Raw genomic sequence first — 25905 nt, 5'->3', positions numbered from 1 at the left:
GGGCGGGGCCGGGCGGCTCATCGTCGAGACCTCCGAGGGCACGTACGCCACTCGCGCCCTGATCAACGCCACCGGCACCTGGGACCGCCCCTTCTGGCCGCGCTACCCGGGCCAGGAGACCTTCCGGGGGCGCCAGCTGCACACCGCCGGCTACCCGGGCCCGGAGGAGTTCGCCGGGAAGCGGGTCCTCGTCGTCGGCGGCGGCGCCTCCGGCACCCAGCACCTCATGGAGATCGCGGACGTCGCCGCCGACACCTTCTGGGTGACCCGGCGCGAGCCGGTCTGGCGCGAGGGGCCGTTCGGGGAGATGGAGGGACGGGCCGCCGTCGCGCTGGTCGAGGAGCGGGTACGGCAGGGGTTGCCCCCGAAGAGTGTCGTCTCCGTCACCGGGCTCCCCCTCAACGACGCGGTCCGCGCGGCACGCGCGCGCGGGATCCTGGACCGCCTCCCGATGTTCGACCGGATCACCCCGGCCGGGGTGGCCTGGGACGACGGCCGGACGGTCGACGTGGACGTGATCCTCTGGGCGACCGGCTTCCGGGCGGCGATCGACCATCTCACCCCACTGCGGCTGCGCGAGCCCGGCGGCGGGATCAGGGTCGAGGGCACCCGCGCGGTCCGGGACGAGCGCGTCCATCTCGTGGGGTACGGACCGTCGGCGTCGACGATCGGTGCCAATCGGGCCGGGCGGGCGGCGGTCTCGGACATCCGGCGGCTGCTGCGCCGCGGGACGGCCGCCGCGGCGACGGCGCCGAGGACCGCCCCGGCAGACCCCTCGCCGGCCGCCCCGGTGGCCGCCTCCGTGTGATCCGGCTCAGCCCTTCTCGGCGCCCCGGTTGGCATTGAACTCGGCCACGTTCACCTGGTGGGCCGCGTAGTCGGCGGTGAAGCGGGTGTCTCCCGGGGTCACGGTGACGAAGTAGAGCCAGTCGCCGTCCGCCGGACGGATGACCGCGTCCATCGCCTGGTCCCCCGGGTTGCCGATGGGCGTCGGCGGCAGGCCCTTGCGCTCGTAGGTGTTGTACGGACTCCGGAGGCGCGTGTCCTCCAGTGTCGTGTCCACGGTGCTGCGGCCGAGCGCGTAGTTGAGGGTCGAGTCCATCTGGAGCGCCATGTCCCGGGCGAGCCTGTTGTGGACGACCCGGGCGACCTTGGCCATGTCCTCCGGGTTGTCGGCCTCCGCCTGGACGATGCTGGCCGCGATCACCGTCTCGTACACGCTCATGCCGTGGGCCCGCGCGCCCTCGGCGATCCGGGCGGCACCGAAACGCTTCCCGGCCGTGTCGACCATGAAGCGCAGCAGCCCCTCGGGGGTGGTGGCCTTGAGGACGGGATACGTCGCCGGGAAGAGATAGCCCTCGGGGTTCCCTCCGGCGGCCGCGGGCAGCGGGAGCGCGGACGCGGCCGCCGCTTTCCGGGCGGTGCCCTCGGGCACGCCGAGCGCCCGGTCGACGGCCGTGTAGACCTGGCCGGCCCGCCAGCCCTCGGGCACCAGCAGCGCCCGGGGCTGTTCGACGGCCGGTTCGTCCCGCGTCAGGAGCAGGGGCAGGGTGACGGCGACGGCCACGGCGACGAGGCCTCCGAGGAGGAGTGCGAGGCGGCCGCGCCGGGTGAGCCGGGGGCGGCGGCGTGGGGGTGCGTACGGTGAGGGCGGCCGGTACGTCATGGCCGCACGCTAACCCGCTGTGTGCGGGAATCCCGGGAACCCGCGCACGCGGCGGCGCCGCCGGCCCCTGGGACGGGGGCCGGCGGCGCCGGGGCACTGCGATCGTCAGACGAGCCAGCCCAGGAAGTGGACGACGCCGGCGAGCAGGTTGGTGATGACGTTCATGGTGGTGCTTCTCCTCGTACAGGTACATCAGTGGGACTGATGCTTCAGTGGGACCGCGCGGTCACGGTCTGCAGCCCGTCGATCGCGCACCGCAATCATCCGACGCCGTACGGGGGTGGAGCAACGAATCCGGGAACGATCACACGTTCTGGGGAACAACCGCTCCCACGTTCGCCTGTTCGGCTTCGGTGGGGGCGGTGGCGGCACCCGCGGCCCCCGCGGCGCTCTGCGCGTCCCGCCTGACCAGGGCCGCGTACTTCCCGTCCCGGGCGAGCAGCTCGTCGTGCGTGCCGCGCTCCGCGATCCGGCCGGCCTCCAGGACGACGATCTGGTCGGCGTCACGGACGGTGGAGAGCCGGTGGGCGATGGTGATCGTGGTCCGGCCGGCCGACAGGGCGTCGATGGCCTGTTGCACGGCGTGCTCCGTACGGGTGTCGAGGGCACTGGTGGCCTCGTCGAGGATCAGTACGGGCGGGTCGCGCAGGATGGTGCGGGCGATGGCGAGGCGCTGCTTCTCGCCGCCCGAGAAGCGGTAGCCGCGCTCGCCGACCAGGGTGTCGTACCCCTCGGGCAGCGAGGCGATGTGGTCGTGGATCTGGGCGGCGCGGGCGGCCGCCTCGATCTCCTGGTCGGTGGCGTCCGGCTTGGCGAAGCGGAGGTTGTCCGCGACCGAGGCGTGGAACAGGTAGGTCTCCTGGGAGACGACGCCGACCGCGCGGGCGAGGGTGTCGAAGTCCAGGTCGCGCACGTCGACCCCGTCGAGGGTGACGCGGCCGCCGGTGACGTCGTAGAGCCGGGGCACCAGGTAGCTGAGGGTGGACTTGCCGGAGCCGGTGGGGCCGACGACGGCCAGGCTGCCCCCGGCGGGCACGGTCAGGTCGACCGCGTCGAGCGTCGGGCGGCCGGCGCCCTCGGGGTCGTAGTGGAACTCGACCTTCTCGAAGGCGACCTCGCCGCGGACCTCGGCGAGCCGGACGGGCTCGGCGGGCTCGGTGATCTCCACGGGCAGGTCGAGGTACTCGAAGATGCGCTGGAAGAGCGCGAGGGACGTCTGGATCTGCACGCCGGTGGAGAGCAGGCTGACGGCGGGCCGGAACAGGCCCTGCTGGAGCGAGACGAAGGCGACCAGGGTACCGAGCGAGATGGCGGCCCCGCCGGAGCTCAGGGCGACGCCGGCGGCCCAGTAGATCAGGGCGGGCATGGCGGCCATGACGATGCCGATGGTGGACATCCGCCACCGTCCGGCCATGGAGGAGCGCACTTCGAGGTCGACGAGGCGCTCGGACTCCTCGGCGAAGGACTTGGTCAGGGAGTCGGCGCGGCCCATGGTGCGGCCGAGCAGGATGCCGCTGACGGAGAGGGACTCGGTGACGGTCGCGGCCATGGCGGCCATCTGCTTCTGGCGCTGGGTGGTGATCCGCTTGCGCTCGTCGCCGACGCGGCGGCTGATCCAGACGAAGACCGGCAGCAGGAGCAGCGAGACGACGGTGAGCCGCCAGTCGAGGGCGAGCATCGCGGCGACGGTCGCGACGACGGCGGTGAGGTTGGAGACGAGGGAGGTGGCCGTGGAGGTCACGGTCGCCTGCATGCCGCCGATGTCGTTGGCGATGCGGGACTGCACCTCGCCGGTACGCGTGCGCGTGAAGAAGGCGAGCGGCATCCGCTGGAGCTGCTCGTAGACCCCGGTGCGCAGGTCGTGCATGACGCGCTGGCCGACGGTGGTGGAGATCAGGGTCTGGAGCACGCCGAAGACGCTGGTCAGCACGGCGGTGGCGATCATGCCGAGGGCGAGCAGACTGAGCAGTCCGGTACGCCCCTGGGGGATCGCGGTGTCGAGGATCTCCTTGAGCAGGAAGGGTGAGGCGACCGTGACGAGCGAGGCGGCGCCGACCAGGAGGCCGACGAGCACCAGGCGGGCACGGTAGGGGCGGAAGAGCCGCAGGATGCGCCGCAGCTGCGCGGGCTCCTTCGGCTGCGAGGAGTCGCGGGGCGGGGGCGTCCAGTCGGACTGGTCGTGGGGGCGCATGGGCTCCTTCGGGGGTTCGGCGATGTAGATGAGAGCTTAGCTCATTGTTACCTACGCTCACAATGAACAAGGTCCTGATATTGTTCCCGCATGAGCACCTCCGCCGTCCCGACCGGAGCCGGCCGTCCGGGGGGACCCGACGCCGACGGCCTCCTCGCCGAGCAGCTGCTGCGCCTCACCCGGCGTCTGCACCGCATCCAGAAGCGCCACCTGGAGCCGGTCGGCATCACGCCCGCCCAGTCCAGGCTGCTCCGCACGGTCGCGCACTTCGGGGAGCCGCCCCGGATGGCCGATCTCGCTGCCCGGCTCGAGGTGGTCCCGCGCGCGGTCACCAGTCTCGTCGACGGGCTGGAGGCCGTCGACCGGGTGCGCCGGGTGCCCGATCCGAGCAACCGCCGGGTGGTGCGCATCGAGCTCACCGACGCGGGCCGCGCCACGCTGCGGGAGCTGCGCAGCGCGCGCCGGGCGGCCGCAGAGGACATCCTTGCTCCATTGACCGCCGCACAGCGCGAGGTGCTCGGAGGTCTGCTGTCCGCCCTGGTCGACCCCGGCCCGGAGGGCGGCTGCTGACCCCCGGACGCGCGGACGCGCGAAGGGGAGCCTGACATGCCGCTGTTCGAGCCGAACCCGCAGGCCCTCCGACCCGGTACGAAGCGGAGTCCGGCCCCGGACCGCGTGCCGGAGCTCCAGGCCAAGGGGACGCCGAAGCGGCTGCGCGAGGAGCTCACCGAGTTCCTCGGTCCGGAGAAGGTCCTCTCGAAGATCTCCGACCTCGTGCGGTACGCCTCCGATGCCAGCCCGTACCGGTTCGTCCCGCAGGTCGTCGTGGTCGCCGAGGACATCGACGACATCTCCACGATCCTGTCGTACGCGCACGGAAAGGGCCGCGAGGTCGTCTTCCGGGCCGCGGGGACCAGCCTCAACGGGCAGGCGCAGGGCGAGGACATCCTGGTCGACGTGCGCCGCCACTGGGCCGGCGTCGAGGTCCTGGACGGCGGTGCGCGGGCCCGGATCCGTCCCGGCACCACCGTCGTGCGGGCCAACGCGGCACTCGCCCCGTACGGGCGGGTCCTGGGCCCCGATCCGGCCAGCGCCATCGCCTGCACGATCGGCGGGGTCGTCGCCAACAACGCCTCCGGCATGACGGCCGGGACGACGAGGAACTCGTACCGGACGGTCGCCTCGCTCACCTTCGTGCTGCCCAGCGGGACCGTGGTCGACACGGCCGACCCGGCCGCCGACGAGGAGCTGGCGCACGCCGAGCCGAGGCTGTGCGCGGAGCTGATGCGGCTCAAGGCGGAGATCGAGGCGGACGCCGGGCTCACCGACCGGATCCGCGCCAAGCACGCCATCAAGAACACCAACGGCTACCGGCTCGACGCCTTCCTCGACGGGGACACCCCGGTGAGCATCCTGCGGGGTCTCATGGTGGGCTCCGAGGGCACCTTCGGTTTCATCTCCGAGGTCGTCTTCGACACCCTGCCGCTGGACCGCGAGGTGTCCTCGGCCCTGCTCTTCTTCCCCTCGCTGCCGGCGGCGGCCGAGGCCGTCCCCCTCTTCAACGCGGCGGGGGCGCTGGCCGTCGAGCTGATGGACGGCAACACCCTGCGGGCCTCGGTGAGCGTGGCGGGCGTCCCGGCCGACTGGGCGGAGCTGCCCAGGGAGACGGCGGCGCTCCTGGTCGAGTTCCGGGCGCCGGACGCGGCCGCGCGGGAGGCGTACGAACGGGCGGCGGCGGAGGTCCTCGCCGGGCTCGACCTGGTGGCCCCGGTGGCCTCCGTCGAGAACGCGTTCACCACGGACCCGAAGCGGATCTCCGGCTACTGGAAGGCCCGCAAGGCCTTCGTGACGGCGGTAGGCGGCGCACGCCCCTCCGGTACGACCCTGATCACCGAGGACTTCGCGGTACCCCCGGCCAGGCTCGCGGAGGCCTGCGAGGCGCTGCTCGACCTCCAGTCCCGGCACGGCTTCGACGCCGCCGTGGCCGGTCACGCCGCGCACGGCAACCTCCACTTCCTGCTCGCCTTCGACGCGGGCGACCCCACCGACGTCGAGCGGTACGCGGCCTTCATGGACGAGTTCTGCAAGCTGACCGTGGAACGCTTCGACGGCTCCCTGAAGGCGGAGCACGCCACCGGCCGCAACATCGCGCCGTTCCTGGAGCTGGAGTGGGGGACCCGGGCGACCGACCTGATGTGGCAGGTCAAGGAGGCCATCGACCCCGACGGGGTGCTCGCCCCGCGGATCGTCCTGGACCGCGACCCGCACGCCCATCTGCGGGGCCTCAAGACGATCCCCACCGTGGAGCGGATCGCCGATCCCTGCATCGAGTGCGGCTTCTGCGAACCGACCTGTCCCAGCCACGATCTGACGACCACTCCCCGCCAGCGGATCGTGCTGCGCCGGGAGATGATGCGGCAGCGTGACGGCTCCCCGGTCGAGAGCCGTCTCCTGGAGTCGTACGGCTACGACGCCGTCGACACCTGCGCCGGCGACTCCACCTGCAAGCTGGCCTGTCCGGTCGGGATCGACACGGGCGCGCTGATGAAGGAGTTCCGGCACGAGCGGCACACCTCGCGCGAGGAGCGGATCGCCGCCCTCGCCGCGAAGAACTTCCGCGCGGCGGAGGCCTCCGCGCGGCTCGCGGTCGCCGCGGCCGACCGGATCGGCGACCGGGTACTGGAGTCCGCGACGGGCCTGGCGCGCCGGGTGGTCAGCACCGACCTCGTACCGGAGTGGCTGCCGGAGATCCCGGGCGCCGCGGCGCGACGGCTGCCCCGCACCCACCGTCCCGCGGCGGTCGCCGTCTACTACCCGGCCTGTGTGAACCGGATCTTCGGCAATCCGGACGGCGAGCGGGGCCCTTCCCTCCCGGAGGCCATGGTCGCCTTGTCGGCGCGGGCGGGGAAGCCGGTGTGGATCCCCGACGACGTGGCCGGAACGTGCTGCGCCACGATCTGGCACTCCAAGGGGTACGAGCGGGGCAACGAGGTGATGGCGAACCGGATCGTCGAGGCGGCCTGGGGATGGACCGCGGGCGGGACGCTGCCGCTGGTGGTGGACGCCTCCTCGTGCACGCTGGGCCTCGCGCGCGAGGTCGTGCCGTACCTGACGGAGGACAACCGGGCGCTGCACGCCGAGATGACGGTGGTCGACTCGCTGGTGTGGGCGGCGGACGAGCTGCTCCCCCGGCTCGACGTACGCCGTAGGGTCGGCTCCGCCGTGGTCCATCCGACCTGCTCGATGCGGCACCTGGGCGACGAGGACAAGCTGACGGAGCTGGCGCGGGCCTGCGCCGAGGAGGTCGTCGTCCCCGCCGACGCGGGCTGCTGCGCCTTCGCGGGCGACCGGGGCATGCTGCACCCGGAGCTGACGGCCTCGGCGACGGCCCGGGAGGCGGCCGAGGTGACGGCGCGGCCCTTCGACGCGCATCTCTCGGCCAACCGGATGTGCGAGATCGGGATGGACCGGGCGACGGGCCGCGGGTACGGGTCGGTGCTCCTCGCCCTGGAGCGCGCGACGCGGCCCTGACGCCCGCCGCGTCCGTGACGGCCCCTCACTTCCTGTCGGCGAGGGGCCTTTCGTACGTTCGGGTGAGGGTGGGTGCCCGGTACGGCTCGGTCCGAGATCCGGAACAGTACAGTCCAACCACCCGTCGCAAGAGTCCTGTCGGCGCCTTCGCGCACCATCGGTCACCGGGGCCAGGGGCCTGAGGGGGATTCATGAGACAGCCGTGCCCACAGCTCCGGGAGGTTCCATGACCGAGCAGTCACCGCACGACTCGAGCCGCCGCGGGGTCCTCAGGACCACCGCCGCCGCGGCCGGGGCGGGTCTGGGCATCGGCGTCCTCGGTGTCCCGTCCGCGGCGGCGGCGACCCCGGCGGCCACTCCCGCCGCCGCCCCCGGCACGGCGTCACCCGCCGCGACCGCCGCCGCGCCCAAGCGCCTCGGAGCCACCATGGCCGGGGTCCCCTTCACTGGCCGCTCCACCGTCCGGGTCGGCATCGTCGGCTACGGCAACCGGGGCGCCGGCATGATCGGCCACTTCCTCTCGCTCCCCGGGGTCCGGGTGAACGCCGTCTGCGACCCCGTGCGCGACAAGGCCGAGCGGGCCGCCGCTGCGGTCGTCGCCGCCGGACAGCCCGCCCCCGCCGTCTACGCGAACGGCGAGGACGACTACGAGAACCTCTGTGCCCGCACCGACCTCGACCTCGTGTACGTGGCCACCCCCTGGGAGACCCACTTCGCGATCGCCCGCGCGGCGATGCTCCACGGCAAGCACGTCGGCGTGGAGTGTCCGGTCGCGATGCGGCTCGACGAGCTGTGGGCACTCGTCGACCTGTCGGAGCAGACCCGCCGCCACTGCATGCAGCTGGAGAACTGCTGCTACGGCCGGAACGAGATGCGCGTGCTGCGGATGGCGCACGCCGGAAAGTTCGGCCGGCTCCTGCACGGAGCGGGGGCGTACAACCACGACCTGCGCGGTCTGCTGTTCTCCCCGACGTACTACGAGGGCCCCTGGCGGCGACGCTGGCACACGCAGTCGAAGGGCGACCTCTACCCCAACCACGGCTTCGGTCCCGTCGCCACCTACATGGACGTCAACCGGGGCGACAGGGCGGTGAGCATCAGCAGCTTCGGCACACCGGCGCTGGGCCTCGCCGAGTACCGCGAGGAGCACATGCCGCCCGGCGACCCCAGCTGGAAGGAGACGTACATCGGGAGCGACCGGACGATCAGCCTGGTCCAGACGGCCCAGGGCAGGGTCATCCGCCTGGAGCACGACGTCTCCACCCCGCACCCGTACAGCAGGATCAACAGCCTGGGCGGCACCCGGGGCGTCTTCGAGGACTTCCCGGCCCGGATCTATCTGGAGCCCGACCACAAGGACGACCGGTGGGCCGACTTCTCGGCGTACGCCGACGAGTTCGACCACTGGCTCTGGAAGGACCACGCCAACCCGCCGGGCGCCCACGGCGGCATGGACTACCTCATGGTCTTCCGCCTGATGCAGTGCATGCGGCTCGGTCTGCCGCCGGACTTCGACGTCTACGACGCCGCCACCTGGACGGCGCCGCTGCCGCTGAGCCACGCCTCCATCAAGGCGGGGGGCGCGCCGCAGGAGATCCCCGACTTCACGCGCGGCGAGTGGCGCAAGGCCCGCTCGGGCGTGGACTCGGTGAAGCCGGCCTGACGACGGGACTCCCGGGGTACGGTGCCCGGCCTCCGCGTACGGGGGCCGGGCACCGCCCTGTTCAGCAGCGCCGCAGGTCCTGGGTGACCGTTCCCTGAACGGTCGTCAGGCTGCGGTCGTAGCAGCCCCCGGAGCCGTACAGCCGGTAGCGCTCGTTCGTGGTGCCGACCGCGTGCCGCTGGTCGCGCGGGACGCCGGTGGTGTAGGTGGCGTCCCCGGTGTACGTGTCGTCGAGCCGCGACCAGGACAGGCGCCGTCCGTCGCGCAGGACGGTGGTGTCGGCGCGGTCCCCGAGGGTGAGGACGGTCCGCAGCCGGTCGCCGGCGCCGATCGTGGTCTCGCCGTCCATGGTGTACGTCCGGTCGGCGCGGGTGACGGTCCGGCCGCTGGTCACGGTCTCGCGGTCGGTCCAGCGCGCGGTGAACGCGTCCGGGTTCTCCCCCTCGCCCCAGCGGTGCGCGGAGGTGTGGGCGACGGTCCGGTCGACGGTGGTGGTGACCCGGCCGTGCGAGGTGTTCAGGTGTCCGGCGACGGTGAGCCGGTGGCCGGCGTCGGTGTCGAGCCGGTGGAGGGAGTCCGCGGTGCCCGGCGTGTAGACGGAGGAGTTGCGCGGGGCGGTCTCCTCGTGGCGGTCGAGTCCGCCGGTGACGACGCGGCTGCCCTCGTCCTGCCAGAGGAGCACGTTGGTGGGGGTGGACCAGCCCGACTGCCCGGCCGGGACCCCGGCGACGGTGACCTCCACGCGGTGGGAGCGGCCGTCGTTGAGCAGGGCGGCGAAGGGGGTCAGGTCGTAGAGGATCGGCTGGACGTCGAAGGCGCGCGGCCCGGGGGTGACGTACCAGAGGAAGGGGTTCGACCAGCCGCCGGTCCAGACGGTGGGGAAGGGCGCGGCGATGCCGGCGAGTCGTCCGTCGACGGAGACGCGGACCTCCCGGTGCGGTCCGTCGGTGGCCCGGCAGGAGTAGGGCGCGGCGTCGGGGACGGAGAGGTACCAGTACTCCTCGCAGCCGCCGCCGGAGCCGGTGGCGTACACCTCGGCGAGGACGCGCTCGGTGTTGCGGGGGGTGGTGAGGGTGGGTCCGGTGAGGGGGATCACCCGGTCGGGCGTACCGGCGGCGGGTTTCACACGGCCCTGGGCGGTGTGGAAGGTGAGGGTGACGCGGACGTCGAGGACACCGGTGTAGGTCTCGTTCACGACATTGCCGATGAGCATCTCGACGGCGCCGGGGCGGCTGAGGGTGTCGCGGTAGCGGGTGACGTCCTTCTCGACCGACCAGGTGATGCCGTCGGGAGAGGGCTGCGGTGTGGAGGTGCGGAGGATCTCCACACCACCGACGGTGAGGTATCCGAGGCGGTCGTACTGGCGGCCCTTCACGTTTCCTTCGAGGCGCAGGACGACCTTGTTCCAGCGGGTGCCGCATTCCTTCGGCGGGGCGTAACCGCCCTGGTAGGGCGTGAAGTCGCGGAACTGGGCGGCGGCGAGGGTGACCTCGCAGGTGCGGGTGCCGGGGGTCTCGACGGGCGGGGCGGCGGTGACCGGGTCGTGCCAGTCGGCGGTGAACTCGGCGGGGGGCGTCGGGCCGTTCGGGCCGTCGGCGGCGGCCGGGTGGGCGGTGAGGAGCGCGCCCGCGGCGAGGACCAGGCCACTGAGCATGCTCATGATCTTGAGTGATCTCATGGGGCTGGAGTGAAGCGCGCTCGGCGCCGTGCGGTCCAGAGGACGATGAGCGGACATGGCGCGATCTGTGCCCCCGTGCGGAAAATCGATTGCCGCCCCCGGGGGAAAACGCGAACCTTGCACGGCTTTCCCCGCCGTCGTACACCCCCGGCGTGCGTTCCCCCAGACGAGACCCGGAGACCCTGGGACGCCATGCAGATTCGAGACCTTCCCTACGCCGACCCAGGGGTCCCCGATGTCCGCTCGGGCACCCGGTTCCTCGTCTGGCTCGGCCGTCAACAGCTCGGCGGGCAGGTGAAGTCCATGCTGTGGGGGCTTCTGCACCACCTGGGCATCGCCGGACTGCCCCTCGGCATCGGCATCGCCGTGCAGTCGGTCGTGGACCGCGACGGCGGGCGCCTCGGGCTCGCCGGAGTGCTGCTCGTGGTGCTGGGCGCCGCGATCTCGGTCGGTGACGTGATGCTGCACCGCACGGCCGTCACCAACTGGATCACGGCCGCGGCCCGCGTCCAGCAGCTCCTCTCCCGCAAGACCGCCGAACTCGGCTCCGTCCTGACCCGGCGGGTCGCCGCGGGCGAGGTCGTCGCCGTGTCCACCGGCGACGTCGAGAAGATCGGCTGGTTCGTCGAGGCGCTGTCGCGCTTCGCCGCGGGCGCTGTCGTGCTCGTCTTCATCTGCGTGGGCCTCGTCGTCCACCAGCCCGCTCTGGGCGTCGTCGTGGCCGTCGGTGTCCCGGTCCTCGCCCTCGCCGTGCTGCCGTTGCTCCCCCGCGCCACGCACCGGGCGGACATCCAGCGCGAGAAGGCCGGCAAGGCCACCGAGCTCGCCTCCGACACCGTCGCCGGGCTCCGTGTGCTGCGCGGCATCGGCGGCGAGGAGCTGTTCCTCGGCCGCTACCGCGCCGCCTCCCAGGAGGTCCGCGCGGCCGCCGTGCGCAGCGCCCGGATGTGGGCGCTCATCTCAGCGATCCAGGTCGTGCTGCCCGGCATCCTGCTCATCGTCGTGGTGGCGTACGGCGCGCGGCTCGCGTTCGACGGGCGGATCACGGTCGGTGAACTGGTCACCGTCTACAGCGCGGTGGCCCTGACCTACCACCCGCTGCGCAACTTCGAGGAGATCGCCATGGCCTTCTCCTTCTCCCGGCCGTCCGCGAAGCGGGCCGCCCGGGTCCTGGCGCTGGCCCGCACGACCAGCACCACCACCGGGGAGGACGGGGACGGGGACCGCGAGGCGACCGGAGACCTGTACGACCCGCTGACCGGGCTGCTCGCCCCGGCCGGCCGCTTCACCGCGGTCGTCTGCGGCGACCCGGACGTGGCCGGACGGCTCGCGGACCGGCTCGGCGGCCACCCGGCCGAGCCGGGCGGGGACCACACCTCGGTGCTGCTCGGCGGGGTCCCCCTCGACGAACTGCCGCTGGACACCGCCCGTACGGCCGTCCTCGTCCAGGACAAGGACCCGGTCCTGCTCTCGGGCACCCTCCACGAGCTGCTCGACGTGCCCCGCTCCGGCGAGGTGCTCCCGGACCGGGCCCTGGCCGCCGCCCAGTGCGACGACGTCCTCGACGCGCTCGCCCAGGCGTCCGTGGACACCGACGGCGATCCGATGCGCACCCGGATCACCGAGCGGGGCAGGTCGCTCTCCGGCGGCCAGCGCCAGCGGCTCGCCCTCGCCCGGTCCCTGGTGACCGACCCGGAGGTGCTCGTTCTCGACGAGCCCACCTCGGCGGTCGACGCACACACCGAGGCCCGGGTCGCCACCGGCGTCGGCGCCCTGCGCGCGGGCAGGACCACCGTGGTCCTGGCCTCGTCGCCGCTGCTCCTGGACCGCGCCGACCGGGTCGTCCTGGTCCACGAGGGCCAGGCCGTCGCCGTCGGCACCCACCGCGAACTGCTCGCCCGTGAACCCCGCTACCGCGCGGTCGTCACCCGCGAGACCGACGAGGAACTCGCCGCGACGGCACCGCCCGTCGCGGCCCTCGACCCGCTCGGCCCGCTCGACGGGGCCGCCGACGCCGAACCGGCCGGCGCGCTCGACGCGACCGACGAACTCGAAGCACTGGAAGGGGAATCGGCATGATCGGCCTGGCGCCACCGGAGTACGACCCGGCGGCCCCGACGACGGCGACGACGCTGCCCGTCGCCGCCGACGCGACCGTCCGCGGATACGTTCGCGAGCTGCTGCGCCGCCACCGCCGGGCGTTCGCGCTGCTCATCGGGGTGAACGCGGTCGCCGTGGTCGCCTCGATGGCCGGCCCGTACCTGCTCGGATCGGTGGTGGACAAGCTGGCCACCGGCGCGCGGGAACTCCATCTGGAGCGCACGATCGCCCTGTTCGCGGCCGCCCTGCTCATCCAGACTCTCTTCGTCCGGCTCGTCCGGCTGCGCGGGGCCATGCTCGGCGAGGAGATGCTCGCCGACCTGCGGGAGGACTTCCTCGTCCGCGCGGTCGGCCTGCCGCCGGGCGTCCTGGAACGGGCCGGTACGGGTGACCTGCTCTCCCGGATCACCACGGACGTCGACCGGCTCTCCAACGCGATGCGCGAGGCCGTGCCCCAGCTGGCCATCGGCGTCGTGTGGGCCGGACTGCTGCTCGGCGGCCTCGCGGTCACGGCGCCGCCGCTCGCGCTCGCCGCGCTGCTCGCCGCGCCGCTGCTCATCGTGGTCTCCCGTTGGTACTTCCGGCGGGCGCCGGCCGCGTACCGCTCGGAGTCCGCGGGATACGCGGCGGTGGCCGCCGCCCTCGCCGAGACGGTCGACGCGGGCCGTACGGTCGAGTCGCACCGCCTCGGCGCCCGCCGGATCGCGCTGTCGAACCGGCGGATCTCGGAGTGGGTCGCCTGGGAGAGGTACACGCTCTTCCTGCGCTCGGTGCTCTTCCCCGCGGTCAACCTCACCCATACGACGGTGCTGCTCGCCGTGCTCCTGCTGGGCGGGGTGTTCGTCCTGCAGGGCTGGATCGACGTCGGGCAGCTGACGACGGGCGCCCTGCTCTCCCAGATGCTGGTGGACCCGATCGGCATCGTGCTCCGCTGGTACGACGAGCTCCAGGTCGCGCAGGTGTCCCTGGCCCGGCTCGTCGGCGTCCGCGACATCGAGCCGGACGCCGGCGACACGGAGGTACGGCCCGAGGGCCGGGCCGTCCGGGCGGACGACGTCCGGTTCGGCTACCGCGAGGGGGTCGACGTGCTGCACGAGGTGTCCCTGAAGGTGGCCCCCGGCACCCGGCTCGCCCTGGTCGGCCCGTCCGGCGCCGGCAAGTCGACCCTCGGCCGTCTCCTCGCGGGTATCTACGCCCCGAGGACCGGCTCGGTCACCCTCGGCGCGGCCGAGCTGGCACGGATGCCCGCCGAGCGGGTCCGTGAGCACGTGGCCCTGGTCAACCAGGAACACCATGTCTTCGTGGGCTCGCTCCGCGACAATCTGCTCCTGGCCCGGACGGGGGCCACGGACACCGAGCTGTGGGCGGCGCTCGCGGCGGTGGACGCGGAGGTCTGGGCGCGGGGGCTCGACGAGGGCCTGGACACCGAGGTCGGCTCGGGCGGTCTTTCGCTGACCCCGGCGCAGGCCCAGCAGATCGCCTTGGCCCGGCTCGTCCTCGCGGACCCGCACACCCTGGTCCTGGACGAGGCGACCTCGTTGCTCGACCCGCGCGCGGCCCGGCATCTGGAGCGGTCCCTCGGCCGGGTCCTGGACGGGCGGACGGTCGTGGCCATCGCGCACCGGCTGCACACCGCGCACGACGCCGATCTGATCGCGGTGGTCGAGTCCGGCCGGATCAGCGAGCTGGGCAGCCACGCGGAACTGGTCGCGGCGGACGGGGCGTACGCGGCGCTGTGGAGGTCGTGGCACGGGTGACATCCGAGGGAAGCGGGCCGGGCCGGGGCGTCGTACGACGCCGCGGCCCGGCCCGCTTCTTCCGGTCCTGATCAGTAGCCGATGGTGAGACGGGGAGGACCGCGTACCGCAGCCGCGTGGGCGCGGGGCGGGCCGCCCTACGTCCCGTCGTCGAGCTGTCGCCCTTCGGTCGAGGACGGGAGTGCGACGACAGGGCCTAGAAGAAGCCGAGCGCCGAGGCTCCGCCCACCCCGCCGAGCACCATGAACGCGGGCATCAGGACCTTCAGCTCGACCCAGCTGCCGGCCCGGAAGCGCATGCCCTTCGGCGGGCCGATCGGGTACCAGCGCTTCCGCCCGACCGGGATGGGCCACAGGATCGGGCAGCCGGAGACGGTGAGCGCGTCGCCGATGTCGTGGACGAGGGCCCCGAGCACGATCGGAAGCCCGAGCCACAGGTACTCCTGGCCGGGGCCGGTGAAGAACCAGTCCGCGCCGTTGCCCGGCTTGTCGAGGACGCCCGCCAGGATCCACGCGCTGGTCGCGCCGAGCAGCCAGACCAGGACGTCGCTGGACATCCGGGCGGCCCGCCACAGCAGGCCCTCCACGGCGAGGACCAGGTGCACGAAGAGGATCGCGAGCACCGCCCACCGGCCGCCGGTGACCGCCGCGACGGACGCGCCGACGCCGGTCAGGACCGCCCAGAGCCAGGTGTGGGTGAGGGTCCGGTGACCGCCCGACCTGCGGGGGTCGGCGGAGGAGCGGGTCGCCTTGTAGACGGCGTACGACAGCTTGTCGACGATCTCGCACAGGCCCTTGGAGACCGGTCCGAAGGCCCGCGAGATGGTCGCCGACTTGTGGTCCAGGTCGGGGGCGAGGGCGGCGCCCGCGCAGATGAGCGCGCCGACGACGAGAACCGGCCACGGCATCGGCCGGTCGAAGGCCGCCGCGGCCGCTCCGACGCCCAGCCAGGCCGCCGCTCCGGACAGCGAGTGCGCCGGTCCCATCATGGTTGGTCCGCCCCGTTTCTCCCCTGCCGGCGCTCAGTTGACGACCGGTCGACGGACGAGCCTATCGTCCGTGATCTTCGAACCGGTGGCCGGTTCCCTCATCCGGGCGGAATCCAGGCAAGATGGGGGCGTGACCCTTATCGATCAGCTGCCGCCGACCGCCGACCCCGACGCCCTCTTCGAGGCCTTCTCCTCCTGGGCCGAGGACCGGGGCATCACGCTCTACCCGGCCCAGGAAGAGGCGCTGATCGAGGTCGTCTCCGGGGCCAACGTGATCCTCTCCACGCCCACCGGATCGGGAAAGTCGCTGGTCGCGGCGGCTGCCCACTTCACCGCGCTCGCGAACGACCAGGTGACCTTCTACACCGCGCCGATCAAGGCGCTGGTCTCGGAGAAGTTCTTCGACCTGTGCAAGATCTTCGGCACCGAGAACGTCGGCATGCTGACCGGCGACGCCTCCGTGAACGCGGACGCGCCGGTGATCTGCTGTACGGCCGAGGTGCTGGCGTCGATCGCGCTGCGGGACGGCAAGTACGCGGACATCGGCCAGGTCGTCATGGACGAGTTCCACTTCTACGCCGAGCAGGACCGCGGCTGGGCGTGGCAGATCCCGATCCTGGAACTCCCCCAGGCACAGTTCGTCCTCATGTCGGCGACGCTCGGTGACGTGTCGATGTTCGAGAAGGACCTGACCCGGCGCACGGGCAAGCCGACCTCGGTGGTCCGGTCGGCGACCCGGCCGGTGCCGCTCTCGTACGAGTACCGGCTGACCCCGATCACGGACACCCTGACGGAGCTCCTGGAGACCAAGCAGGCGCCCGTCTACATCGTGCACTTCACGCAGGCGCAGGCCGTCGAGCGCGCGCAGTCGCTGATGAGCATCAACATGTGCACGCGCGAGGAGAAGGACAAGATCGCCGAGCTGATCGGCAACTTCCGCTTCACCACCAAGTTCGGCCAGAACCTCTCGCGTTACGTCCGGCACGGCATCGGCGTGCACCACGCGGGCATGCTGCCGAAGTACCGGCGGCTCGTCGAGAAGCTGGCGCAGGCCGGTCTCCTGAAGGTGATCTGCGGTACGGACACGCTCGGCGTGGGCGTGAACGTTCCCATCCGTACGGTGCTCTTCACCGCCCTCACGAAGTACGACGGCAACCGGGTGCGGACCCTGCGCGCGCGTGAGTTCCACCAGATCGCGGGCCGCGCCGGCCGGGCCGGCTTCGACACCGCCGGTCTGGTGGTCGCCCAGGCGCCCGAGCACGTGATCGAGAACGAGAAGGCGCTCGCCAAGGCCGGCGACGACCCGAAGAAGCGCCGCAAGGTGGTCCGCAAGAAGGCTCCGGAGGGCTTCGTCGCCTGGAGCGACACCACCTTCGACCGGCTCATCGACGCCGAGCCGGAGCCGCTGACCTCGCGCTTCAAGGTCACCAACATCATGCTGCTCTCGGTGATCGCCCGCCCGGGCAACGCCTTCGAGGCGATGCGCAAGCTCCTGGAGGACAACCACGAGCCGCGCAAGGCGCAGCTGCGGCACATCCGCCGGGCCATCGCGATCTACCGCTCCCTGCTCGACGGCGGTGTCGTCGAGCAGCTGGACACGCCCGACGCCGAGGGCCGCACGATCCGCCTGACGGTCGACCTCCAGCAGGACTTCGCGCTGAACCAGCCGCTGTCGACCTTCGCGCTCGCCGCCTTCGACCTGCTCGACCCGGAGTCCCCCTCGTACGCCCTGGACATGGTCTCCGTCGTCGAGTCGACGCTCGACGACCCGCGCCAGATCCTCGCCGCCATGCAGAACAAGGCGCGCGGCGAGGCCGTCGGGCAGATGAAGGCGGACGGCGTCGAGTACGAGGAGCGGATGGAGCGGCTCCAGGACATCTCGTACCCGAAGCCGCTCGAGGAGCTGCTCTGGCACGCGTACAACGTCTACCGGAAGTCGCACCCGTGGGTCGGCGACCACCCGGTGTCGCCGAAGTCGGTCATCCGTGACATGTACGAACGGGCTCTGACCTTCACCGAGTTCACCTCCTGGTACGAGCTGGCGCGCACCGAGGGCATCGTCCTGCGGTACCTCGCGAGCGCGTACAAGGCGCTCGACCACACCATCCCGGACGACCTGAAGACCGAGGACCTGGAGGACCTGATCGCCTGGCTGGGCGAGATGGTGCGCCAGGTGGACTCCTCGCTGCTCGACGAGTGGGAGCAGCTGGCCAACCCGGAGGTCCAGACGGCCGAGGAGGCCCAGGAGAAGGCCGACCAGGTCAAGCCGGTCACGGCCAACGCCCGCGCCTTCCGGGTCCTGGTGCGCAACGCGATGTTCCGCCGGGTGGAGCTGGCGGCCCTCGACAACGTGGACGCGCTCGGCGAGATGGACGCCGAGGCGGGCTGGGACGCGGACGCGTGGGGCGAGGCGATGGACGCGTACTGGGACGAGTACGACGACCTCGGTACGGGCCCCGACGCGCGCGGCCCGAAGCTGCTCGCCATCGAGGAGGACGCGGCCCACGGCCTGTGGCGCGTCCGGCAGACCTTCGCCGACCCGAACAACGACCATGACTGGGGCATCAGCGCGGAGGTGGATCTCGCGGCCTCCGACGAGGAGGGCCGTGCGGTCGTCCGCGTGACGTCCGTCGGACAGCTGTAGAGGAGAGGGCTGACGTGACCAATCCCGCCGAGAGGCTCGTCGATCTGCTCGACCTGGAGCAGATCGAGGTCAACATCTTCCGCGGGCGGAGCCCGCAGGAGTCCCTGCAACGGGTCTTCGGCGGGCAGGTCGCCGGGCAGGCCCTCGTGGCGGCCGGCCGCACCACCGAGGGCGACCGGCCGGTGCACTCGCTGCACTCCTACTTCCTGCGGCCGGGCCGGCCCGGCGTGCCGATCGTGTACCAGGTGGAGCGGGTGCGGGACGGGCGGTCGTTCACGACCCGCCGGGTCACGGCCGTGCAGGAGGGCCGGACGATCTTCAATCTGACGGCCTCCTTCCACAAGCCGGAGGAGGGCGCGTTCGAGCATCAGCTGCCGCCGCGGCACCTGACCGACCCGGAGAGCCTTCCGGACCTCGCCGACGAGATCCGCGAGCACCTCGGCGCACTGCCGGAGGCTCTGGAGCGCATGGCCCGTCGGCAGCCCTTCCAGATCCGGTACGTGGACCGGCTGCGCTGGAACCAGGACGAGGTCAAGGGCGCGGATCCGCGCAGCGCGGTGTGGATGCGGGCCGTGGGGCCGCTCGGCGACGACCCGCTGATCCACACCTGCGCCCTGACGTACGCCTCGGACATGACGCTCCTGGACGCGGTACGCATCCCGATCGAGCCGCTCTGGGGCCCGCGGGGCTTCGACATGGCGTCGCTGGACCACGCGATGTGGTTCCACCGGCCGTTCCGCGCGGACGAGTGGTTCCTGTACGACCAGGAGTCCCCGATCGCGACGGGCGGACGGGGACTCGCGCGGGGCCGGATCTACGACCGCGAGGGGCGGCTCCTGGTGTCGGTGGTCCAGGAGGGCCTCTTCAGGAAGCTCTGAGCCGGGTGCCGGGCGGGACTCGGCGCGGGCCGGGCCCGTCGGCGCCCGGCAGGTCCGGCACTCGCCCGTTCCAGCGAGTCCCGGACCTGGCAGTCCCGGCCGGTCCCGGGTGCCCGGTCACTCGTACTCGGTGCCGCCCTTCCTCGTCAGGTAGGCCGGGCTGACCGCCTTGGCGATGGCCCGGCCGCCGACGACCGGGCTGTACCGCTCGGTCGCGGGGCGGATCACGACGCCCTCCCGCAGGTGCGTCTCCCGTCCCGAGACGGTCTCCCGGCCGCTCGCGTGGGCGAGGACCGTGTCCAGGTCGTACGGGCCGGAGTACAGCCGCGGCACGAGCGGGACCTCGCCGGCCTCCAGGGCCTCGGCCGGGTCCAGCCACACCACCCGGCCGTCGATCTCGGCCGAGACGTCGAACAGCGCGTAGCCGACGGTCTCGGAGCGGGCGTCGGCGCCGTAGGCCAGGTCCTGTACCCCGGAGCCGTAGACCTCGCCGAAGAAGCCGATCCGGCGGGCGCCGAGACGTTTCGCCAGCCGCTCGGCTACGGCGGGCAGCCCGTGACCGTGGACGGCGCGCCAGTACAGATTGCGCGGGTCCTCCTGGAGGGCCAGGCCCTTCGACCCGAAGCCCTTGGACGAGACCTGAACGCGTCCCTCCTCGGCGAGGAAGGTCATCAGGCAGGCCGAGCCGTGGAGCTTCTCCGTGAGGACGACCGGCTCGCCGGGCTCGAAGATGTCCGGGTAGCGCTGGAGGTTCTCGATGTCGACCCAGGGCAGCAGGTCCGGGGCGACCTCCACGTCACCGCTCATGGTCGGCGGTATCGGGGGCACCCACTTGGTGATCCCCAGCGTCTCCGCGAAGTCGGTCCGCTCGGCCGCCGCCAGGGCCAGATCGGCATCGGCCAGCGCGCCGGGGCGGCACACGATGCCCTGCGACAGCTCCCCGCGCAGCCGCACCGCCTTGACCCGGTCCGAGTTCCCGCCGGCGAGCCGTCCGGTGAGCCCGAGCTCCTCGACGAGCGCGGCGGGCAGCACGGCCTGCTCCGGGATGTAGACGGCGGCGTCCCCGGTCCGGTACGCGCCCTTGGCGACGACGGCCCGATAGAGGCCGACCTGCGCCAGCTCCAGGGCGTCGGCGTTCGGATGGGGATGGACGGTCAGGACTTCGGCGGTGACGCGCAGGGTCGACATCTCAGGGCTCCGGGTGCTCGGGTTTCGGTCTCATCGGGGCCCACTGTGCCGACGGGGAAACGGCTGGGCGATCTTTTTTCGAGCTGGTAGCGTCACCGGGTTCCGGCCCAAGAGCCCTACAGGGCCTGGTCGATGCCCGGGAGGGTGTCCTGGTCCACGTCATGGCGGCGGGTGCGGATGTCGGGGGCCGGCGGGTGGAGTTTGGCGTCGCAGGTGGGGCCGAGGCCCGTGCGGCGGGAGCCGGCGCCGGTGAGGGGGCGGCCGCAGAGGCGGCACGGGACCCGGCGCGGTCGGGGCCCCGGTTCTGCCTCCGGTGCGGAATCGATCGAGATTGCCAGTGGTTCGTCTCCCATGCTGAGATCAAACCCTATTCCGACGAGGAGCAGTCCATGACCCTGTACGACATCCCGCTGAAGACCCTGACCGGCGAGCCGGTCTCCCTTGCCGACTACCGGGACCGCGCGGTCCTGATCGTGAACGTCGCCTCCAAGTGCGGCCTGACCCCGCAGTACGAGGGTCTGGAGAAGCTGCAGAAGGAGTACGGCGACCGCGGCTTCACCGTGCTCGGCGTGCCCTGCAACCAGTTCGCGGGCCAGGAGCCCGGCAGCGCCGAGGAGATCCAGACCTTCTGCTCGACGACGTACGGCGTCTCCTTCCCGCTCCTGGAGAAGCTCGACGTGAACGGCGAGGCCCGCCACCCGCTCTACACGGAGCTGGTGAAGGTCGCCGACGCCGAGGGCGAGGCCGGTGACGTCCAGTGGAACTTCGAGAAGTTCCTGATCGGCCGCGACGGCCAGGTCACGCGCTTCCGTCCGCGCACCGAGCCCGGCGCCCCCGAGATCGTCTCCGCGATCGAGGCCCAGCTTGTCTGACGTCGTGAGCGGCACGGGGGTCGTCGAGCGGCTGCGGGCCGCGGGCTGTGTCTTCGCCGAGGAAGAGGCGGAGATGCTGCTCGCGGCGGCGGCCGGGCCCGCCGAGCTGGACCTGATGGTCGAGCGGCGGGCCTCGGGCCTGCCCCTGGAGCACGTCGTGGGCTGGGCCGAGTTCGCCGGGCTGCGCATCGAGGTGGACGGCGGGGTGTTCGTCCCCCGGCGCCGTACGGAGTTCCTGATCGAGCACGCGGTGGACCTGGCCCGGCCTGGCGCCGTCTGCGTCGACCTGTGCTGCGGCTCCGGCGCGGCGGGCGCGGTCCTCCTCGACCGGGTCGAGGGCGCGGAGGTGCACGTCTCGGACATCGAGCCGGCGGCGGTGCGCTGCGCCCGCCGGAACGTCGAACCGCGCGGCGGCACGGTGCACGAGGGCGACCTCTTCACTCCGCTGCCCCCGGAGCTGCGGGGCCGCGTCGAAGTTCTGGTCGCCAACGTGCCGTACGTCCCCACCGGGGACATCGGGCTGCTGCCCCCGGAAGCCCGCGACCACGAGCCGCTCGTCACCCTCGACGGCGGCCCGGACGGTCTCGACGTGCTGCGCCGGGTGGCCACCGAGGCACCGGAGTGGCTGGCGCCCGGCGGGCGACTGCTGGTCGAGACGAGCGAGCGGCAGGCCGAGCGGGCGGCGGACGTGGCCTCCGCGTGCGGTCTGGAGGCACACATCCTGAGCTGCGAGGAGCGGTACGCGACCGTACTCGTCGCGACCTGGGCGGGCTGACAGGGACGACGCGCGACGTCAGTGGCGCGGAGCGGCGGTCAGCGGCCGAAGGTGTCGATGTTCTCGACGAGCCAGCGGCCGTCGCGGAGCACGACGTCCACGGCGAACATCGCGCCGGCGTAGACCCCCTGGTCAGCGGCCTTGGCCGGTGTGTCCTTCGACGGCAGGCCGGCCGTGCTCACGCTGCTCTGGTCGGCGTAGACCAGGACGCGGGCGCGGTCGCCGTCGATGCGCTCCACCGCGCTGTCGGTGACGGTCGTGGTGATCACCGTCTTCTGCTCGGCCGCCTTGGCGAGCACCCCGCCCAGCAGCGTCCGGTGCTGGGCGACGGCCTTGCCCGTCAGGAGCGTCTTGCCGGCCCGCTCGAAGGGGGCGGTGTCGGCGTGGTCGTACGAGAAGAGCGCGGCGACGGCGGCGCCCGTCTGCCCCTTGATCTCGCTGGTGCGGGCGAGATCCGTAAGTGCGGTGTTGCCGCGGGCGGGGTCGTCACGGAGCTCGCCCGCCCTGCTGTACGCCCATCCCGCGAAGCCGCCGAGCAGGAGCGTCAGGACGCACAGGACGGCGAGGGGGACGCGGCCGGACTTCTCGACGCCCGTCTTCTCGCGACCGGTCTTCTCGCCGGCGGCCTTCTCGGCCCGTCTCGTCTGTCTCTTCGGCTCCGCGGCCGACTCCCGTACGGACTTCACCGCCGGCCGCTCCCCGGTGCGCGGGGCGGGTTCCGTGAACACACCCGCGGGCGTACGGGACCTGCCGCCGGGACCCGGCTGGTCGGCGAGGGCGGCCTGGCGGCGTCGCTGGCGGTTGAGGTGGTGGCGGGGCGTCGGCATCGTGCGTGTCCTCTCGGGTGCGGGCGGCTGTCGCGGTACGGCCCGGTCAGCCGACCGCCGTGCCGCCCACCGGGGCCTGCCCCAGCGCACTGAGCTTCCAGTGGCCGTCGGCGCGGGTGAGTTCGCCGAGCATGCGGCTGTCCTTGTCCGTGCTCTTGCTGTCGGGCGTCGTGACGGTGATGCGCAGGGCGACGAGCAGCCGGGCCCGCCCCGCCCGGTCGTCCAGTTCCGTGACGGCCCCGGACAGCACCCGGGCTGTGGTCACCGTCCTCGCGGCCCTCACCTGGCCCGTGAACTCCGCGCGGCCCTCGACCAGTTGTCTGTGCAGTTCACCGGTCGTGGAGGACTCCCAGAGATCGAGCCCCTGCTCCACCCGCTTGTGGTCCAGGGTGTTGAGGTTCTGCACGGCCTGCTCCCCGGCGGCGAGTGCCTCGTCGCGTTGCGCGGCGTACGCGGCGGAGTCGTCGTGGGCGGCCGCGTACCAGTCCCGGCCGGCCCAGGCCGCGGAGGCACCCGCGGCGAGGGTGAGCACGAGGGCCACGGCCAGGGCGGGGCGGCTGCCCGCCGGGGTGCGGACCGGGTGTGACATGGGGTGCTCCCGTCTCCCGCTCATGGTCAGCGGGCCTTGATGTCGACGATCAGCCACCGGTCGCCCTGGAACTTCGCGGTGACGGTGAGCTGGGCCGCGGCCGATGTGGCGGTCGGCCTGTCCTGACGTGCCTTGTCCTGCCGCGCGTCGTCCCGGCGCGAGGTCTGGTCGAGGAAGACGAGGAGCCGCGCGCTGTCCCCGTCGAGTTCGATCACTCCGGTGCGGACGGTCCGGGTGCTGAGGGTGACGCGCTGCTCGACGAGCTTCGCGCGGACCTGGGCGGACAGGTCGGCGTACTGTCGGGCGGCGCGTCCGGCGAGGACGGTTCCGGCGGAACGCTCGACAGCGTCGTCGCTCGCGGGCGTGTAGGAGAAGATCCGGGCGAGGCCCTCGCCGACGTCACCGCCGACGCGGGCGGTGGCCCCGGCGTCGGTGAGCGCGTGGTTGCGCGCCGAGGGGGTGGACCGGAGCTGGTGGGCGCCGTGGAAGAAGGCGCTCCCGGCGAGGAGCAGGGCGGCGACGGCCGCGGCGAGGGCCGCCTTCTGCCAGGTGGCGGGGAAGGAGCGGACGGCGGCGTCCGTGGTGGCCTCCGCGTCCCCGTCCGTGGCCTCCGGCTCGCCCTCGTCCGGGGTCTCGGCCGTGGGGTCGCCCGGGGACTCGGGCTTGGTTTCGGTCGTGGCGTCGCCCGGGGACTCGGCTGCGGCGCCGCCCGGGGTGTTCGTCGCGGCGTCGGCCGTCCGCTCCGGTGCCCCTCCCCCGTCGGTCGCGGGCTCGGGTGACCGAGCGGTCGTCGTCCCGCGCAGGATCCGCGTCATTCGTCCTCGCTCTCCTCGGCTCCGGCGACGGGGACCGCGCTCAGCGCCGCGACCCTCCAGGTGTCCTCGCCGGTGCGCGTCAGGACCGCCTCCAGGCGCTTGCGGTCGGTGGTCGCGGCGCCGCCTCCGCGCGGGGTGACGTCGACGCGGACGGTCGCGATGAGTTTCGCCGTACCGGCTCTCGTGTCGAGCGCGGTGAGGGCGGCCTCGGTGACCGTGGCCCGCGCCGAGGCGCCCACCGCGGGTGCGGTGCGCCCCAGTTCGGTGCGGAGCGGTCCGGTGGACGCGTCGCGCCAGGCCCGGATGCCCGCTTCGGCGTGCTCGCGGGTCGAGGCGTCGAGGGAGTTGAGGACGGTGAGACGGTCCCGGCCCTCGGCGAGCGCCGTGTCCCGTTCGCGGCTGAAGGCGAGGCCCTCGTCGGTACGGGCCTGTGCGTAGGTCCAGGCGCCGGTGCCGCAGAAGCCCAGGGCCACGACGAGGGCGCCGGCTCCGAGGATCCGGCCCCGCCTCATCGGGTGCCCCCGGTGTTCAGGCCGAGGAGTCCGGCCATGTCCGTCGGCCCGCCGTTCTGGCCGGGCAGCGCGAGCGCGCCGGGGAGCGCCTGCCGCGTGTCCGTCGTGGTGCGCGCGCTGCCCGAGGGCAGGGAGCCGGGCCGGGCCGGTACGGGGACGCGGCCGCCCTTGGGGGCGTGCGCCGAGCCGCGTACGTTGACCCCGGCCGCGGCGGAGCCCGTACAGGAGGCGCCGGTGTTGAGGGCGGGCGCGGTGCCCAGGTCGAGGCCGTTGCGGTAGCGCGTGGCGCCGTATCCCGAGGTGCAGGGCAGTGGCTTGAAGAAGGTGACGGCCATGCCGAAGTTCATGCGGCCTCCTTCGACGGCGGTGGCTCCGGCGGAGACGGCCGCCGGGTACTTGACGAACAGTTCCTCCATGCCGCGCTGCCGGGTGACGGCGATCTCCGAGGTGGTCAGGAGGTTGGCGAGGACGACGCTCAGGCTCGGGTCGAGGTCGCGCAGGAGTCCGCTGACCTGGCCGGTCGCGTCGGGGGTGACGGCGAGGAGGCGGCGCAGGTCGCTGTCGGAGCCCTTGAGGGTGGTGGCCAGGGTGCGCGCGCCGGTGGCGAAGTCCCGGATGGCGCGGCTCTCCTCGGCCTGGGTGCGCAGGACGACCTCCCCGTCGTTGATGAGCCGGGTGGTGGCGGGCAGCGACGTGTCGGCGGCCTGGACGAAGCGGCTGCCGCTGTCGAGGAGGACCTGGAGGTCGTCGCCGTGTCCCTGGAAGGCCTTGCCGAGTTCGTCGACGACCGTGCGCAGGGACTCCAGGGGTACGGAGCCGGTGAGGTCGTTCATGCTGGCGAGCACGTCGGTGACCGGTGCCGGGACCTGGGTGTCGGACTGTTCGATGTGGGCGCCGTCGGCGAGGAAGGGGCCGTCGTCGCTCTCGGGGCGCAGGTCGATGTACTGCTCGCCGACGGCGGAGAGTCCGGCGACGACGGCCCGCGCGTCGGCGGGGATCCTCGGGGCGGACTTCTTGATGCGCAGTTCGGCCACGACGCCTTCGGCGGTCAGACCGATGTCGCCGACCCTTCCGACGGAGACGCCCCGGTAGGTGACGTCGGAGTGGGTGAACAGGCCACCGGTACGGGCGAGATGGACCCGCACGGTGTAGTGGTCGGCGACGCCGGCGTAGCGGCCGAGGTCGGCGTAGCGGACGCCGACGAAGCCGAGGACGAGGACGGCGATGACGA

Annotated in this window: 21 protein-coding genes; 10 read left to right on the top strand and 11 right to left on the bottom strand. The window is 72.8% G+C overall.

Annotation, left to right across the window (positions count from 1 at the left end):
* Nucleotides 1–808: NAD(P)-binding domain-containing protein (locus AOK00_RS18685; protein ID WP_055601446.1), on the top strand; the 808-nt coding region annotated here is incomplete at its 5' end.
* Between the two features lie 6 nt (nt 809–814).
* Here the strand turns inward: AOK00_RS18685 and mltG are convergent.
* Nucleotides 815–1666 carry an endolytic transglycosylase MltG gene (gene mltG / locus AOK00_RS18680; RefSeq protein ID WP_055601445.1) on the bottom strand — a complete coding sequence of 284 codons (852 nt, stop codon included), beginning with the start codon at nt 1664–1666 and terminating at the stop codon, nt 815–817.
* Nucleotides 1667–1970: 304 nt separating this feature from the next.
* On the bottom strand, nt 1971–3857 hold the full coding sequence (locus AOK00_RS18675) for an ABC transporter ATP-binding protein (protein ID WP_055601444.1): 1887 nt from the start codon (nt 3855–3857) through the stop codon (nt 1971–1973).
* A 90-nt stretch (nt 3858–3947) separates the two neighbouring features.
* On the opposite strand from AOK00_RS18675, the gene AOK00_RS18670 reads away from it, so the two are divergent.
* The 3 genes from AOK00_RS18670 (at nt 3948) to AOK00_RS18660 (ending at nt 9051) form a co-directional block, all read left to right on the top strand.
* Nucleotides 3948–4427, top strand: coding sequence for a MarR family winged helix-turn-helix transcriptional regulator (locus AOK00_RS18670; RefSeq protein WP_055601443.1), 480 nt, complete (start codon nt 3948–3950; stop codon nt 4425–4427).
* Nucleotides 4428–4463: 36 nt separating this feature from the next.
* The gene (locus AOK00_RS18665) at nt 4464–7388 is read left to right on the top strand and encodes an FAD-binding and (Fe-S)-binding domain-containing protein (RefSeq protein WP_055601442.1); all 2925 of its coding nucleotides are present in this window, start codon (nt 4464–4466) and stop codon (nt 7386–7388) included.
* 226 nt (nt 7389–7614) lie between these two features.
* A complete protein-coding gene (locus tag AOK00_RS18660; RefSeq protein WP_055601441.1) occupies nt 7615–9051 on the top strand; it encodes a Gfo/Idh/MocA family protein in 1437 nt (478 codons plus the stop codon).
* Between the two features lie 61 nt (nt 9052–9112).
* Here AOK00_RS18660 and AOK00_RS18655 read toward each other — a convergent pair whose 3' ends face one another.
* A complete protein-coding gene (locus AOK00_RS18655; protein WP_055601440.1) occupies nt 9113–10729 on the bottom strand; it encodes a peptide-N4-asparagine amidase in 1617 nt (538 codons plus the stop codon).
* Between the two features lie 192 nt (nt 10730–10921).
* Here AOK00_RS18655 and AOK00_RS18650 point away from each other — a divergent pair, with 192 nt between their 5' ends.
* Nucleotides 10922–12808, top strand: coding sequence for an ABC transporter transmembrane domain-containing protein (locus AOK00_RS18650; RefSeq protein WP_055601439.1), 1887 nt, complete (start codon nt 10922–10924; stop codon nt 12806–12808).
* Nucleotides 12805–14586 carry an ABC transporter ATP-binding protein gene (locus AOK00_RS18645; protein WP_055601438.1) on the top strand — a complete coding sequence of 594 codons (1782 nt, stop codon included), beginning with the start codon at nt 12805–12807 and terminating at the stop codon, nt 14584–14586. The genes AOK00_RS18650 and AOK00_RS18645 overlap by 4 nt, the downstream gene beginning before the upstream one ends.
* A gap of 196 nt (nt 14587–14782) precedes the next feature.
* Here the strand turns inward: AOK00_RS18645 and AOK00_RS18640 are convergent, their stop codons facing one another.
* Nucleotides 14783–15574, bottom strand: a complete 792-nt coding sequence (locus tag AOK00_RS18640) for a metal-dependent hydrolase (RefSeq protein ID WP_055601437.1) — start codon at nt 15572–15574, stop codon at nt 14783–14785.
* A 70-nt stretch (nt 15575–15644) separates the two neighbouring features.
* Here AOK00_RS18640 and AOK00_RS18635 point away from each other — a divergent pair, with 70 nt between their 5' ends.
* The gene (locus tag AOK00_RS18635; protein WP_079042069.1) at nt 15645–18218 is read left to right on the top strand and encodes a DEAD/DEAH box helicase; all 2574 of its coding nucleotides are present in this window, start codon (nt 15645–15647) and stop codon (nt 18216–18218) included.
* Nucleotides 18219–18232: 14 nt separating this feature from the next.
* The gene (locus AOK00_RS18630; protein WP_055601435.1) at nt 18233–19096 is read left to right on the top strand and encodes an acyl-CoA thioesterase; all 864 of its coding nucleotides are present in this window, start codon (nt 18233–18235) and stop codon (nt 19094–19096) included.
* 117 nt (nt 19097–19213) lie between these two features.
* Here the strand turns inward: AOK00_RS18630 and AOK00_RS18625 are convergent, their stop codons facing one another.
* Both AOK00_RS18625 and AOK00_RS18620 read right to left on the bottom strand, forming a co-directional pair.
* Nucleotides 19214–20284 (bottom strand): RNA ligase (ATP), encoded by a 1071-nt coding sequence (locus AOK00_RS18625; RefSeq protein WP_055601434.1) that lies wholly within the window; start codon nt 20282–20284, stop codon nt 19214–19216.
* Between the two features lie 116 nt (nt 20285–20400).
* A complete protein-coding gene (locus AOK00_RS18620) occupies nt 20401–20637 on the bottom strand; it encodes a DUF6011 domain-containing protein (protein ID WP_055601433.1) in 237 nt (78 codons plus the stop codon).
* Nucleotides 20638–20673: 36 nt separating this feature from the next.
* Between AOK00_RS18620 and AOK00_RS18615 the strand changes: the two genes are divergently transcribed.
* On the top strand, nt 20674–21156 hold the full coding sequence (locus tag AOK00_RS18615; protein ID WP_055601432.1) for a glutathione peroxidase: 483 nt from the start codon (nt 20674–20676) through the stop codon (nt 21154–21156).
* A gap of 4 nt (nt 21157–21160) precedes the next feature.
* On the top strand, nt 21161–21931 hold the full coding sequence (locus tag AOK00_RS18610) for a putative protein N(5)-glutamine methyltransferase (protein WP_254047410.1): 771 nt from the start codon (nt 21161–21163) through the stop codon (nt 21929–21931).
* Between the two features lie 38 nt (nt 21932–21969).
* Here AOK00_RS18610 and AOK00_RS18605 read toward each other — a convergent pair whose 3' ends face one another.
* The 5 genes from AOK00_RS18605 to AOK00_RS18585 all read right to left on the bottom strand — a co-directional run.
* Nucleotides 21970–22758, bottom strand: a complete 789-nt coding sequence (locus tag AOK00_RS18605) for a hypothetical protein (RefSeq protein WP_055601430.1) — start codon at nt 22756–22758, stop codon at nt 21970–21972.
* 46 nt (nt 22759–22804) lie between these two features.
* A complete protein-coding gene (locus tag AOK00_RS18600) occupies nt 22805–23347 on the bottom strand; it encodes a nuclear transport factor 2 family protein (protein WP_055601429.1) in 543 nt (180 codons plus the stop codon).
* Between the two features lie 26 nt (nt 23348–23373).
* On the bottom strand, nt 23374–24162 hold the full coding sequence (locus tag AOK00_RS18595) for a hypothetical protein (RefSeq protein ID WP_055601428.1): 789 nt from the start codon (nt 24160–24162) through the stop codon (nt 23374–23376).
* Nucleotides 24159–24674: a hypothetical protein gene (locus AOK00_RS18590; protein WP_055601427.1), complete on the bottom strand. Its 516-nt coding sequence runs from the start codon at nt 24672–24674 to the stop codon at nt 24159–24161. Before AOK00_RS18590 ends, AOK00_RS18595 begins: the two co-directional genes overlap by 4 nt.
* Nucleotides 24671–25905: MCE family protein (locus AOK00_RS18585; RefSeq protein ID WP_063886622.1), on the bottom strand; the 1235-nt coding region annotated here is incomplete at its 5' end. The genes AOK00_RS18585 and AOK00_RS18590, both read right to left, overlap by 4 nt.

Source organism: Streptomyces aureus, assembly GCF_001418135.1.
GTDB classification, from domain to species: Bacteria; Actinomycetota; Actinomycetes; order Streptomycetales; family Streptomycetaceae; genus Streptomyces; species Streptomyces aureus_A.
The sequence above is the reverse complement of the archived record's forward strand: the minus strand, read 5'-3'. Positions and strand labels throughout refer to the sequence as shown.

Excerpts from the sequence above, each read along its gene's own strand:
- AOK00_RS18615 (WP_055601432.1), top strand. The coding sequence starts at position 20,674 with ATGACCCTGTACGACATCCCGCTGAAGACCCTGACCGGCGAGCCGGTC.
- AOK00_RS18595 (WP_055601428.1), bottom strand. The coding sequence starts at position 24,162 with ATGACGCGGATCCTGCGCGGGACGACGACCGCTCGGTCACCCGAGCCC.
- AOK00_RS18605 (WP_055601430.1), bottom strand. The coding sequence starts at position 22,758 with ATGCCGACGCCCCGCCACCACCTCAACCGCCAGCGACGCCGCCAGGCC.
- AOK00_RS18625 (WP_055601434.1), bottom strand. The coding sequence starts at position 20,284 with ATGTCGACCCTGCGCGTCACCGCCGAAGTCCTGACCGTCCATCCCCAT.
- mltG (WP_055601445.1), bottom strand. The coding sequence starts at position 1,666 with ATGACGTACCGGCCGCCCTCACCGTACGCACCCCCACGCCGCCGCCCC.
- AOK00_RS18600 (WP_055601429.1), bottom strand. The coding sequence starts at position 23,347 with ATGTCACACCCGGTCCGCACCCCGGCGGGCAGCCGCCCCGCCCTGGCC.
- AOK00_RS18665 (WP_055601442.1), top strand. The coding sequence starts at position 4,464 with ATGCCGCTGTTCGAGCCGAACCCGCAGGCCCTCCGACCCGGTACGAAG.
- AOK00_RS18650 (WP_055601439.1), top strand. The coding sequence starts at position 10,922 with ATGCAGATTCGAGACCTTCCCTACGCCGACCCAGGGGTCCCCGATGTC.
- AOK00_RS18640 (WP_055601437.1), bottom strand. The coding sequence starts at position 15,574 with ATGATGGGACCGGCGCACTCGCTGTCCGGAGCGGCGGCCTGGCTGGGC.
- AOK00_RS18670 (WP_055601443.1), top strand. The coding sequence starts at position 3,948 with ATGAGCACCTCCGCCGTCCCGACCGGAGCCGGCCGTCCGGGGGGACCC.
- AOK00_RS18645 (WP_055601438.1), top strand. The coding sequence starts at position 12,805 with ATGATCGGCCTGGCGCCACCGGAGTACGACCCGGCGGCCCCGACGACG.
- AOK00_RS18590 (WP_055601427.1), bottom strand. The coding sequence starts at position 24,674 with ATGAGGCGGGGCCGGATCCTCGGAGCCGGCGCCCTCGTCGTGGCCCTG.
- AOK00_RS18620 (WP_055601433.1), bottom strand. The coding sequence starts at position 20,637 with ATGGGAGACGAACCACTGGCAATCTCGATCGATTCCGCACCGGAGGCA.
- AOK00_RS18660 (WP_055601441.1), top strand. The coding sequence starts at position 7,615 with ATGACCGAGCAGTCACCGCACGACTCGAGCCGCCGCGGGGTCCTCAGG.
- AOK00_RS18655 (WP_055601440.1), bottom strand. The coding sequence starts at position 10,729 with ATGAGATCACTCAAGATCATGAGCATGCTCAGTGGCCTGGTCCTCGCC.
- AOK00_RS18675 (WP_055601444.1), bottom strand. The coding sequence starts at position 3,857 with ATGCGCCCCCACGACCAGTCCGACTGGACGCCCCCGCCCCGCGACTCC.